Source organism: Marisediminitalea lipolytica, assembly GCF_001758465.1.
In the GTDB taxonomy this organism is placed as follows: domain Bacteria; phylum Pseudomonadota; class Gammaproteobacteria; order Enterobacterales; family Alteromonadaceae; genus Alteromonas; species Alteromonas lipolytica.
The window spans coordinates 40,342-52,696 of record NZ_MJIC01000006.1; the positions used below are offsets into that span (position 1 = coordinate 40,342).

Here is a 12,355-nt window from a genome sequence, read left to right on the forward strand (position 1 = left end):
TTTACTCCTTAACCCAGCCAGGGGAGCGCTTGTCGAGAAAAGCGCTAAGCCCTTCCTGACCCTGCTCAGACACCCGCATGCGGGCAATCCAGTCGCTGGTGAGCCTGCGCATGGATTCATCAAGCGGCTGTCCGGCTACCGTATCAACCAGCGCCTTGGCTTCGCTGATTGCATTGGGGCTGTTTTTCAGCAGCGCTTCAATGAGCTGTTCAATGGTGGCATCGAGCTGATCTTCGCTTACCGTTTCGCTGATTAGTCCTAACCGGCGGGCACGGCGCGCGGTAAATACCTCGGCCGTCATAAAATAGCGTTTGGCAATGCGTTTACCCATGGCTTCAATCACATAGGGGCTAATGGTGGCAGGCACCAGGCCGATTTTGGTTTCGCTTAAGCAAAACTTACTGAGCTTACAGGCCACGGCCATATCACAGCAGGCAATCAGGCCGATTGCGCCGGCAAACGCCGCGCCCTGAACCCGTGCAATCGTTGGCTTTGGCAGGGTGTGCAGCGTGTGCAGCATGGTGGCCAGGTGCATGGCATCGGCGCGGTTCTCTGCCTCGCTGTATCCGGCCATTTTTTTCATCCAGTTAAGGTCGGCACCGGCGCTGAAATTTTTACCGTTAGCCGCCAGGATGACGACTTTAACATTGCTATCTTCAGCGGCGCGGGTAAAGCTGGCGGTTAAGCCTGCAATCATGGTTTCATTAAAGGCGTTGTGTTTATCCGCACGGTTGAGGGTGATACGGGCGACGCCGCGCTCGTCTACTTCATATAAAACGTATTCTGTCATTGGATTCCCCCTACATCCGAAACACGCCAAACTGCGTGTCGTCGATGGGTTTATTTAAACTGGCGCTTAATGCCAGCCCCAATACCTGACGGGTGTCGGCAGGGTCGATAACGCCGTCATCCCATAATCTGGCAGAGGCGTAGTAGGGGTGACCCTGTTGTTCGTAGCTGTCGATAACCGGTTGTTTAACGGCTTGCTCATCGCTTTTACTCCAGGACTCGCCGGCGCGTTCGGCCTGGTCTTTTTTCACCTGAGCCAGCACGCCGGCGGCCTGTTCGCCTCCCATCACGGAAATACGCGCATTGGGCCACATGAATAAAAAGCGCGGATCGTAAGCCCGGCCGCACATACCGTAGTTACCGGCACCAAAACTGCCACCAATCAGTACCGTGAGCTTAGGCACGTTAGCACAGGCCACTGCAGTCACCATTTTGGCGCCGTGTTTGGCAATACCGGAGGATTCATATTGTTTGCCCACCATAAAGCCGGTGATATTTTGCAGAAAAATCAGCGGTATTTTGCGTTGGCTGCACAGCTCTACAAAGTGCGCGCCTTTTTGCGCTGACTCACCAAATAAAATGCCATTGTTAGCCACAATACCCACCGGTATGCCATACAGCGCAGCAAAGCCGCACACCAGCGTGGTGCCATACCGGGCTTTAAATTCGTCGAAATCCGAGTCATCAACAATGCGGGCAATGACCTCACGCACATCAAAGGGCTGGCGCAGATCCTGCGGCACAATGCCGTACAGCTCATGGGCCGGGTAGCGCGGGGGCTTTGCCTGCTGATTTACGGTAGCCGCTGGTTTTTTACGATTAAGTCTCGCCACGGCGTTACGGGCGATGTCCAGTGCGTGCAAATCGTTATTCGCCAGGTGATCGGCAACACCAGAGATGCGGGTATGCACATCACCGCCACCGAGTTCTTCGGCGGAGACTTCCTCACCAGTGGCCGCTTTAACCAATGGTGGCCCCGCAAGGAAAATAGTGCCTTGTTCCTTCACGATAATGCTTTCATCGGCCATGGCCGGCACGTAGGCGCCACCGGCGGTACAGGAGCCCATGACCACCGCAATTTGCGGGATGTTCATGGCCGACATGCGGGCCTGATTAAAAAAGATGCGGCCAAAATGCTCGCGATCCGGAAACACTTCGTCCTGACGGGGCAGGTTAGCACCGCCGCTGTCGACCAGATAAATGCAGGGCAGGTGATTTTGCTCGGCAATGGCCTGGGCCCGCAGGTGTTTTTTAACCGTGAGCGGGTAGTAGCTGCCACCTTTTACCGTGGCATCATTGGCAACCACCATACACTCAGTGCCATGAATAAGACCGATACCGGCCACCACGCCAGCGCAGGGTACGTCTTCGCCATACACGTTATGCGCTGCCAACTGGCCAATTTCCAAAAATGGCGAGTCGGCATCCAGCAGGGCGTCGATACGCTCGCGAGCCAGTAATTTGCCTTTGTCTTTGTGCCGGGCGACGTATTTTTCACCGCCACCTTTTAAGATGGTAGCAATAGTATTGTGCAGGTCTTCCACCACCGTTTGCATGCCTTGTAGATTTTGTTTGTAGGCATCGGTTTGCGGATTTACCTGACTGTTCAGTACAGGCATAGTGCCTCCTGTAGGTGTCCTGTCGTTAGTTTGTATGCTGTTAAGCAGATTCTTTAAATAGCTCGCGGCCAATTAACATGCGTCTGATCTCTGACGTCCCGGCGCCAATTTCATACAATTTGGCGTCGCGTAATAATCGTCCGGTGGGAAATTCATTGATATAGCCGTTGCCGCCGAGTAACTGAATGGCATCCAGCGCCATTCTGGTCGCCAGTTCGGCTGAGTACAGAATCGCACCGGCAGCATCCTTGCGGGCGGTTTCGCCGCGATCGCAGGCTTTAGCCACCGCATAAACATAGGCGCGGGCAGCGTTCATCTGGGTATACATATCGGCGACTTTGCCCTGTATCAGCTGGAACTCACCAATGGACTGGCCAAACTGTTTGCGGTCATGAATATAGGGCACTACAACGTCCATGCAGGCCTGCATAATGCCCAGCGGGCCACCTGATAACACCAGGCGTTCGTAGTCGAGGCCACTCATCAGTACGCGCACGCCACCGCCTTCTTCACCCAGAATATTTTCGGCGGGGACTTCGCAGTCTTCAAACACCAGTTCGCAGGTGTTGGATGAGCGCATGCCCAGTTTGTCGAGTTTCTGGGCGCGGCTGAAACCGGGGAAGTCGCGCTCAACAATAAAGGCTGTAATGCCTTTAGGACCGGCGTTAACATCGGTTTTGGCATAAATCACAAAGGTGTGGGCATCGGGGCCGTTGGTGATCCACATTTTGTTGCCATTAAGGATGTATTTGTTGCCGCTTTTACGGGCGTTAAGCTTCATGCTGACCACATCGGAACCTGCGTTAGGTTCACTCATGGCCAGCGCGCCAATATGCTCCCCACTAACCAGTTTAGGCAGGTACTTTTCGCGCTGGGCATCGGTACCGTTTTTATAGATCTGATTAACACACAAGTTAGAGTGAGCGCCATAGCTTAGCGCAATGCCCGCCGACGCCCGGCTGATTTCTTCCATGGCCACGGTGTGGGCCAGATAACCCATATCTGAGCCACCAAATTGTTCGCTAACGGTTACGCCCAGTAAGCCCATGTCACCCAGTTTGGGCCACAGTTCGTTGGGGAAAGCGTTGTCTTCATCGGCTTTAGCGGCCAGCGGGGCAATTTCATTCTGAGCAAACTGTTGAACATGCTCGCGCAGCATATCGATCTCTTCACCGAGATCGAAATTGAGCGTGGGATAATGTGTCGTCATGGCTTAACTACCTCTTTTTTGTAATTCGGCCAGTTCGTCGCGACAACGTTTTTCCACTTCATCCAGCTCATTCATCAGCATTTGGATGTCGTCGAGTTGCTGTCGCAGTATGGCGCGTTTTTGTTCTGTCATCTGTAACATCGCTTCCAGTTGCAGCATGGAGTTGGCATTGCTATCGTAGAGTTCAAACAGGTTTTTGATTTCAGCTAACGAGAAGCCCAACCTCTTACCACGCAGTATTAGCTTTAACCTGACGCGGTCTTTGTTACAGTAGATACGTGTTTGCCCTGTACGCTCAGGACTCAGTAAGTCCTGTTCTTCATAGAAACGAATGGAACGTGGAGTAATATCAAATTCTTTAGCGAGGTCACCAATAGAGTAGGTTTGTTCTTTTTTCTGGGGCATTGTGTGTTTCCTTTAATTTTCGCCTACCATTTGTGAGTAGTCACAGGACTGCTAAAATGATTTACGTTAACGTTAGGGTTAAGTTGATTGTAAATTTAATGTAACAACAAATTAACGTCAAATTTATAAACGTCCCGACTGACATAAAACCAAAGTCGTGTGTTTATTTTTTTATACAGGTGTAGGCTATGTGCAGTAGTTGGCTGGAGAAGTAGCAGGCCAGAGCAGATGGTTATCTGTATTTATTTAAATCTCAATTGAGGCATGGAAACTATGAGTAAAGAATCTGTCGTTATTGTCGCTGCGAAACGTACGCCTATGGGTGGTTTTATGGGAACGTTGTCGGCTGTGCCAACCACCGACCTTGGAGCCGAAGTCATTAAGGCGGCGTGCAGCGATATTGATGTTGCAGCCGTAGACGAAGTGATTATGGGGTGTGTTCTTCCTGCCGGTTTAGGTCAGTCTCCGGCCAGACAAGCGACGCTTAAAGCAGAGCTGCCTCTGGCAACCGGTGTATTAACCATCAACAAGGTATGTGGCTCTGGTCTGAAAGCCGTTATGCTGGCGTCAGACATGATTCAATCAGGTAGCGCTGGTGTTGTGGTTGCTGGTGGTATGGAAAGCATGAGTGGTGCGCCTTATCTGCTGCCAAAAGCGCGCGGTGGTTATCGCATGGGGCATGGTAAAGTGCTTGACCATATGATGATGGACGGCCTGGAAAATGCTTATGACGGTCAGGCGATGGGCTGTTTTGCTCAGGCAACGGCCGATGCTGAAGGCCTGACCCGTGAAATGATGGATGAATTTGCTATTGCTTCCCTGTCAAAAGCTAACGCAGCTATAAGCTCAGGGGCATTTGTCGATGAAATCATCCCGGTTACCATTGCGACTCGCAAAGGTGACGTAGTAGTCGATACCGACGAAGGTCCTGGCTCTGCTAAACCAGAGAAGATTCCTTCACTGCGTCCGGCGTTCAAAAGAGATGGTACGGTTACCGCCGCAAACTCAAGCTCTATTTCAGATGGTGCAGCAGCACTGTTGGTGATGAGTGAGTCAAAAGCCGCTGAACTGGGCTTAACTCCGCTGGCTAAAGTGGTTGCGCACGCGACTAACTCAATTGCGCCGGAAGACTTTACCGTTGCCCCGGTTGGCGCCATGGAAAAAGTGCTGGAAAAAGCGGGTTGGAGTAAAGATGACGTTGATTTGTTTGAAATTAATGAAGCCTTTGCCATGGTAACCATGCTAGCAATTAAAAAGCTGGGCCTGGATGAAAGTAAAGTTAACATCAAAGGCGGTGCCTGTGCCCTTGGTCACCCTATTGGTGCTTCCGGTGCGCGTATTCTGGTAACCCTGCTGCACGGGCTTAAACAAAAAGGCCTGAGCAAAGGTATTGCTTCACTGTGCATCGGTGGTGGTGAAGGTGTTGCCCTGGCCGTAGAGATGTTGTAAAGCCTTTCAGACTAAGCTTTAAGACCTTGTAAAAGGTCTTAAAGTGGTTTGGATTATTGTTAATAACATAACAATATTTTATTGATTTTATTAGAATTTGTCTCGATAAGTTGATTTAAAGCACGGTGCGACGCATACTTGGTGAAAAATAACAATAAATAACATGAAGATGTTCAAATTTCGACTTGTGCCTGCGTATTGTCTGCTTTTTATCTGTATCCTGTTATCCATAGGCAGGGTTCATGCCGACACTAAACAAGTTACCTACTGCATAGACCCAACCTGGGTTCCTTATGAGATGCTGCGTAATGGCAAACACGTAGGGATTTCGGCGGACTATTTACAAATAATCAGTGAACTTGCCGATATTAACTTTATTCTGGTTGAAACCGAGTCCTTTCATCAGTCGCTGGAGTTTTTGCAAACCGGCCGCTGTATGGTAATGGCAATGATGAACAGCTCGGCTTATCGCAACGTTTATATCAATTTTACTATTCCTTATTTTGAATCGCCAAACGTGCTGATTGCCCGGGACGCCAAGGTGATGTATCAGGGGCTGGATGGCCTGAATTCCCAATTGCTCGGTGTGGCGAAGAATACGTTTTTAGCCGAGTACCTGGCGCGTTATTACCCACAACTGCGTTTGCATCTGACAGAGTCGGAAGGGGATGGATTGCGTGCCCTTAGTCGTGGTGAAATTGATGTATTCGCCGGGGCGATGCTAAGCGTTAATTCTGAAATAAATAAAATGAACATGAGTGAAATGGCCGTTGTGGGTTATGCCGAACCCTATAACTCCTTGCGAATGGGCGTTAATAAAGCGCACTCTGAAATAGTTGAAGATTTGAATAAAGCCATTGAGCAGATCCCGGAGGCGGCACGGGTAGAGATATATAAACGCTGGAGTAATGTAAAGCGTCACTATCAGCAGGATTTCCGAATGGCGGTGCTGGGCGTGGCCTGCGGCGCGGTAATTTTGGCAACATTGTTCTGGCGGCGGAATATTATGCGTCGCTACGCCAGGGAATTACGTTTAAAGCAGGAAGAAATGGAAAACCTGCAATCGGTGTTACTCGAGAAAAACCGTATGCTGGAGTTTTTATCTTCCCATGATTCGGCGACGAATCTGTATAACCGTAATTTTATGCTGCACCGGGCGGAAGACGAAGTCTCAAGATTTAATCGTTTCCATACTGCCGCAACGCTGATTTTATTTGATTTCTCGTCACAAAATGTTCGTCTTAACCCCGGCGATTCGGCCTTTTCAGAAGAAGGCGTCAGGGAACTGGCGCGTTTGTGTTTACGTAGCGTGCGGGAAGTGGACATTGCCGGCCGCTGGAGTGCCGAGCAGATTATTATTTTGTGCCCGCAAACGCCAATTGCCGCTTCAAAAATTCTGGCTGACCGCTTGAAAGAAGCCATTGAGACTCACCCTCGGGATGATATTCGTTTGTTGCCATTTTCAATTGGTTTAGCGGCGTTACAGGAAGGTGAGACCTTTGCCGACTGGTACGAGCGTGCCAGTCAGGCGTTGTATATGGCCCGCCGTGAGCACAGCGGTCAGGTGATGATTGCCGAAAACTAACGGCGCTGCTCTGACTCCGGGCTAAATTTACACCAGTGGTTCGTATTTCCACTGGTGCATTTCATAACTCACTTTAGCTCGTTCGTATTCTCGTTCTGAGCGCCAGTTACGGTTATTCAGTTTTACCGAAACCCCGGAATAGAGCTTCTTGTTTGCTACTAATCGCGCCGATTCCTGATAATGATGTTTTGCTTCAGTCATCTCAGCGGCTTTGCCTTCCATCCAGGTTAACAGGTTAGACTCGTTCTTCAGCATCTCCTTAGCTTCATCAACCCGTTCAATCATAGACTTTGGCACAACGCGGTTATTAATGAGATCCATTTTTTGTTTATGGCGCTCGGTATTCCCGCGCAGCTGTTTTAATAACTCGTCAAACGAATCCTTACGGGCCTGTAATTGATTAAACCCGGCACTAAAATCAATGCGCAGGGTGCTGCCAGAGACTGCGCCTACGGTACCGGCTATCACCGGTCCATGGCTGCTAATTTCACAGGCAAACAGGTTACCCTGTGGGTTTTCGGGCTGTCCCACAATGATTTGTCCGCCGGTCATTACCCGGCAGTGCGCCAGTTGGCGGGCCACATTCAGATTTGCGCTGGCAATAATATCCAGCCCTTGTCCATGTTGCAGGTAAACGCTGCCGCCAGCCTGAATGGTACAGGTGTATTCGTTATGATCCTCAGACTGCTTACCCATGGCACCTTCGGTAATAATAATATCGCCTTCGGCCTGGATATGCGCTGACTCGGCGAACCCGTTAATCGTAACGTCGCCCTTGGCTTTAATGATCATGTTTTCGGTGACATCACCATTGACCAACACCGAGCCTTCGTAGGTGATATGACCGGTGCCCACATTCACGCCCTGACAAATAAAGGTATCGTCGACGGTCATTATCATGTTCTGGTATTTGGGCATGCCAGCAATGGTTGATACCAGCAGGTTTTCATCGTGATCGCTGATGGCGGTACCGTTACCCAGATTAAAAGGTACCCAGTCGCCAACCTTTGAAGGCAGGGTGTTACCCCGGACATCAAAGCCATGACGGCCGCGCCCCGGTTGTTCCCGTCGCATCAGTTCGGCACCGGCTTTTACGCAAACAATTTCACCGAGGTTACGTAAGTCGACTTTTTTATCGGTTTTGGCCTGGGGACGTAGCACCCGTTCCAAAGCATTGGGCACCAGTGGTACTTGTTTGGAAGGCCGGCCATCCCGAGGCGGCAAGCCTTTGGCTATTAAGCTTTCGACCCGGGTGCCTGGTTTTGCGCTGGCGACTTTGTCGAGTAATGCGCTGATTCGTTTACGGCCAATACCACGACGAATGTTGCTGTTTTTCGCCATCGCCATAATTTGACTTGCGCTGGGTAACTGACCGCCGTGTGGTGCAGTCAGAACCGCAAAAGCCGACATATTGTCTTCGCTGATGCGAAATTCGACTTCGGTGTGACGGCGTTCACCCACCTGTTCAATAACTTGCTGAGAACTATCGCGGGTTTTAAACAGGTGATTGGCTTTGTCGCAGGCGCTTTTGATGGCACTTTCTGACAAATAAACTTCATCGTAACCTTCTTCACACAGGGCCTTGTGTACGTCCTGTGCGGAAAGTTCCTGGCTCATTTCGCCAGGAGAGATGGTTAATGTGACATGTTCCCGATTTTCGTCGAAAGAAAAATTAACACCTTGCATTGCCGTTCCTGCCTGTCAGCGCACCTAGTGCATAAACAACTCGTTATTATTATGTATCTGCAATCACGTCTGTTTCTGTAGTCTCATTCGCCCAGCATTTATCACAAATTCTGCGCGTATTCATATAAGGCTTTAAGAATGGCCTTGTTTTCAGCGTGATCGGCATACTGCTGCGCCAGTTGTTCCAGCTCCAACAGATATGAGTCTATATTGATACTGGCCGGAGAATCTTGTGCTGTCAATCTAAATTGGCGGTGTTGTTGCCAGCGCTGGCTTTCCTCAAAAGTCAGGGTCTGGGGATAGTTTCTGGCGCGATAGCGAAACAACAAAGTTTTGAGTCGGGGGTTTTGCATTCGCTCAGCCAGCACCGCCAGTTGCTCAGGTTCAGCAGCCCTGACATCGTCGCACCAGTGTTTTTCTTCGTTAGTTAAAAAGCCGCCACTGTAAAGGGCATGATCAGCATCTGCTTCGCTGTCTTCGTGGGGTTCGTTATACAACTCTATCAACGTATCCCGCCAGGCTGTGTTTTCCGCCAGACGTTTATAATTATCCAGACATTGTTGCCGGTTGAGACCCAGTCGTTCGGCGTTTTCTTCGGTTAACGCTTTGGCGGTGGTAACAAATGGCGACCGGTTAATATGAATAAGTTTAATGCCCGGGCGCTGCTGGCCCTCCTCAAAACTGTCCTGACGTGCATAAAGCAAAGTACGGAGTGTGGCGGCATCTTCGTTCAGTATTGCCTGAGGATCCTTACTTAAATCCACACAGATAACCGCGTTGGGGTTAGTGGGATGCGGGGCAACCGGTAATATCCAGGTACAACAGCCCTGACTGGCTGGAATTTTTGACGATACATGTACCAGCGGCGTTAGCTGTTGCAAATTGATCTGTTTAATAACCTGGGCTTTTTGACGCAGCGAAAAGGCATAATCAAACAGCTTGGGCTGTTTTTCTTTGATCAGTTTTGCCAGCGCTATCGTGGCTCTTACATCGGCCAGAGCGTCGTGGGCCTGACCGTGATCGATGCCATTAGCGGCGGTGAGTAATTCCAGCTTAAAACTGGGGCTGCCATCTTCTCGTAGTGGCCATTCTATTCCTTCGGGACGCAGCGCATAGCAAGCCCGAACCAGATCAATAATATCCCAGCGGCTGTTACCGTTTTGCCATTCCCGGCCATAGGGCTCGTAAAAATTACGGTAAAACAAATAGCGGCTGACTTCGTCATCAAACCGGATACTGTTATAACCCACAACGCAAGTGTTTGGCTGACTCATTGCCTGATGCACCCTGGCCGCAAAATCGGCTTCAGTCATACCGTCACGTAAGGTGTGTTGAGGCGTGAGTTTAGTCACCAGAGCGGCCTGAGGATGGGGCAGGTAATCATTGTTAATCCGGCACATGATATTGATAGGTTTGCCTATCTCATTGAGGTCCTGATCGGTGCGGATAGCAGCAAACTGGCTGGGCTGATCTTTTTGCGGGCTAATCCCCCAGGTTTCGTAATCGTGCCAGAGAAAAGTTGCAGAACTGGTCGTACTCATTGTTTGGGTCGTTTAATCCGTAGCGCTGTAAGTTTTATGCCGATATCCTAACATGGTTAGCGGCGGTAACCGGCATAAATTGTCAGATTGGCAGGAAATCCGGGTGATACGAGGAAGTCCCGGTGTTACAGGTTGAATGACTCTGGCATCGTAGCTTACAAGTCAGGTAGAGTACCTGTTACAACGATAGTAATTTTCGGGAACAACAAATGAAACGCACCTTTTCACTTAAAACCATGCTCTGTGCATCCGTATGTTCGCTGGGGCTGTCTTTTTCAACACTGGCGGCTGATGTTGCCATTGTGATCCATGGCGGTGCCGGTACCATTCTTAAAAAGAATATGACGCCGGAACTGGAAAAAGCCTATATCGCGAAGCTGACTGAAGCCGTTAAAAAGGGTTATGCGTTACTACAATCCGGCGTGGATGGGGAAACCGCTGTGGTAGAAACCATTCAGGTACTGGAGCAATCGCCATTGTTTAATGCTGGCATTGGTGCGGTATATACCTTTGATGGTGAGCACGAACTGGATGCCTCCATTATGCATGGTGGTACGCTCAATGCGGGTGCTGTGGCCGGGGTTAAAACTATCGCCAGCCCCATTGCAGCAGCCAGAGCAGTGCTGGAACACTCGCCTCACGTAATGTTAAGCGGCACGGGCGCAGAAGATTTCGCCCAGAGCCTGGGGATGGAGCCGGTTGATAACCATATTTTCGATACCGAACGCCGTTACAAAGCGCTGGAAAAAGCCCGTGAGCGAATTTTGCAGGCCGGTATTAGTTATGGCGGGCAGCAGGGCAATGAGCGCTTTGGTACGGTTGGAGCTGTGGTTATTGATAAACAAGGCAATCTGGTGGCAGGCACCTCAACCGGTGGCATGACCGCGAAACGCTATGGCCGGATTGGTGATTCTCCGGTTATCGGTGCAGGCACCTGGGCGGATAACAGCAGTTGTGCCGTGTCGGCAACGGGTCATGGTGAGTATTTTATTCGTTATCACGTGGCAGCGGATATTTGTTCAAGGATGAAGTACACCGGCGTTAGTCTTGATGAAGCCGCCAATACGGTAATCAACAATGTTTTGGTAGAAGCCGGTGGTGATGGTGGCATTATCGCTATTGATCACGATGGTAATATTGCGGCAGTGTTTAATTCTGCGGGCATGTATCGCGCACAAATCGATACCGACGGTAAGGTAAAAGTGGGTATTTATAAAGAGTGGGTTGAATAACACCGCTCAGCTGCGCCCGCCAACATTGGCGGGCGTTTGCAGCTAAATCCCCATCACCTGGCTAACGCTGGAATGTTTTAAACTGAAAGGTCTCTTTTGCCCCTCTTATTTTGTCTGATTACGACCAAAGTCGTGTTAAGAAAAAGTTAACCATACCGGTAATTCTGAACTAATCTTTAATCAGAGCATGACGCTCTGGAGGCTGTAATAACATAGAGAAATTCTCACTTTCGCTCTGTAGCCGTAGTTTGTGCTATCAACCTCCCGATAATAACAATTGAGCCACATTAAGGCGCTAAAGCAGATTGTGGTGTTGGAGGCATTATGGAATCGTTACTTGTCAGTAAATATATGAGTCAGCATCCGGTTAAATTAACCGAGTCTATGCCGGTAGCTGAAGCGGTTGAAAGACTGCTGCAAAATAATCAGTCTGGTGGGCCAGTGTTAGATGCAGCGGGAAATCTGTGTGGCTTTTTGTCAGAGCAGGATTGTATTAAAGCCATGGTCGAGTCTACCTATTACCGGGAACAGGTATGTCGGGTGGGCGAAATTATGAAAACCCCGGTTCTCACTGTTCGCGAGGACATGTCCATTCTGGAAGTGGCGGAAAAGCTGTTGGTTGAAAAACCTAAAGTGTATCCGGTAGTTGATGCCAACAAAAAGTTGGTAGGGTGTATTACCCGTACGCAGATCCTGTTTGCCATAGATAAGCATTTGCACGCGGAATACCCAAAAACCGCCTGATTTGTCCGGCAATAAAAACAAAAACGCTGGCTGGCTGGCCGGTTAACCGACCAGCTGGTTTGCTTTGTCGATATTGACACTGGAAAAAGTGCCGC

10 protein-coding genes are annotated in these 12,355 nt (G+C 49.9%); 4 read left to right on the top strand and 6 right to left on the bottom strand.

What is annotated here, in order from left to right; genetic code table 11:
• Nucleotide 1: 1 nt before the first annotated feature.
• From BFC17_RS03115 to BFC17_RS03130, 4 genes are read right to left on the bottom strand one after another with little or no spacing between them, the layout of a single operon-like run.
• A complete protein-coding gene (locus BFC17_RS03115) occupies nucleotides 2–790 on the bottom strand; it encodes an enoyl-CoA hydratase/isomerase family protein (RefSeq protein ID WP_070175010.1) in 789 nt (262 codons plus the stop codon).
• A gap of 10 nt (nucleotides 791–800) precedes the next feature.
• A complete protein-coding gene (locus BFC17_RS03120) occupies nucleotides 801–2,408 on the bottom strand; it encodes a carboxyl transferase domain-containing protein (RefSeq protein WP_070175011.1) in 1,608 nt (535 codons plus the stop codon).
• Between the two features lie 40 nt (nucleotides 2,409–2,448).
• Nucleotides 2,449–3,618, bottom strand: a complete 1,170-nt coding sequence (locus tag BFC17_RS03125) for an isovaleryl-CoA dehydrogenase (protein WP_070175012.1) — start codon at nucleotides 3,616–3,618, stop codon at nucleotides 2,449–2,451.
• Between the two features lie 3 nt (nucleotides 3,619–3,621).
• Nucleotides 3,622–4,023, bottom strand: coding sequence for a MerR family transcriptional regulator (locus BFC17_RS03130; RefSeq protein ID WP_070175013.1), 402 nt, complete (start codon nucleotides 4,021–4,023; stop codon nucleotides 3,622–3,624).
• A 273-nt stretch (nucleotides 4,024–4,296) separates the two neighbouring features.
• Between BFC17_RS03130 and BFC17_RS03135 the strand changes: the two genes are divergently transcribed.
• Nucleotides 4,297–5,472 (top strand): thiolase family protein, encoded by a 1,176-nt coding sequence (locus BFC17_RS03135; protein WP_070175014.1) that lies wholly within the window; start codon nucleotides 4,297–4,299, stop codon nucleotides 5,470–5,472.
• Nucleotides 5,473–5,635: 163 nt separating this feature from the next.
• Nucleotides 5,636–7,057 carry a transporter substrate-binding domain-containing diguanylate cyclase gene (locus tag BFC17_RS03140; RefSeq protein WP_083271552.1) on the top strand — a complete coding sequence of 474 codons (1,422 nt, stop codon included), beginning with the start codon at nucleotides 5,636–5,638 and terminating at the stop codon, nucleotides 7,055–7,057.
• 27 nt (nucleotides 7,058–7,084) lie between these two features.
• Here the strand turns inward: BFC17_RS03140 and BFC17_RS03145 are convergent, their stop codons facing one another.
• Both BFC17_RS03145 and sbcB read right to left on the bottom strand, forming a co-directional pair.
• Complete coding sequence (locus tag BFC17_RS03145) at nucleotides 7,085–8,743, bottom strand: flagellar assembly protein A (protein ID WP_070175015.1); 1,659 nt, start codon at nucleotides 8,741–8,743, stop codon at nucleotides 7,085–7,087.
• Nucleotides 8,744–8,844: 101 nt separating this feature from the next.
• A complete protein-coding gene (gene sbcB, locus BFC17_RS03150; RefSeq protein ID WP_070175016.1) occupies nucleotides 8,845–10,284 on the bottom strand; it encodes an exodeoxyribonuclease I in 1,440 nt (479 codons plus the stop codon).
• A gap of 209 nt (nucleotides 10,285–10,493) precedes the next feature.
• On the opposite strand from sbcB, the gene BFC17_RS03155 reads away from it, so the two are divergent.
• Both BFC17_RS03155 and BFC17_RS03160 read left to right on the top strand, forming a co-directional pair.
• Nucleotides 10,494–11,516, top strand: coding sequence for an isoaspartyl peptidase/L-asparaginase family protein (locus BFC17_RS03155; RefSeq protein WP_070175017.1), 1,023 nt, complete (start codon nucleotides 10,494–10,496; stop codon nucleotides 11,514–11,516).
• 324 nt (nucleotides 11,517–11,840) lie between these two features.
• Nucleotides 11,841–12,260, top strand: a complete 420-nt coding sequence (locus BFC17_RS03160; protein WP_070175018.1) for a CBS domain-containing protein — start codon at nucleotides 11,841–11,843, stop codon at nucleotides 12,258–12,260.
• The last annotated feature ends 95 nt before the right edge of the window (nucleotides 12,261–12,355 follow it).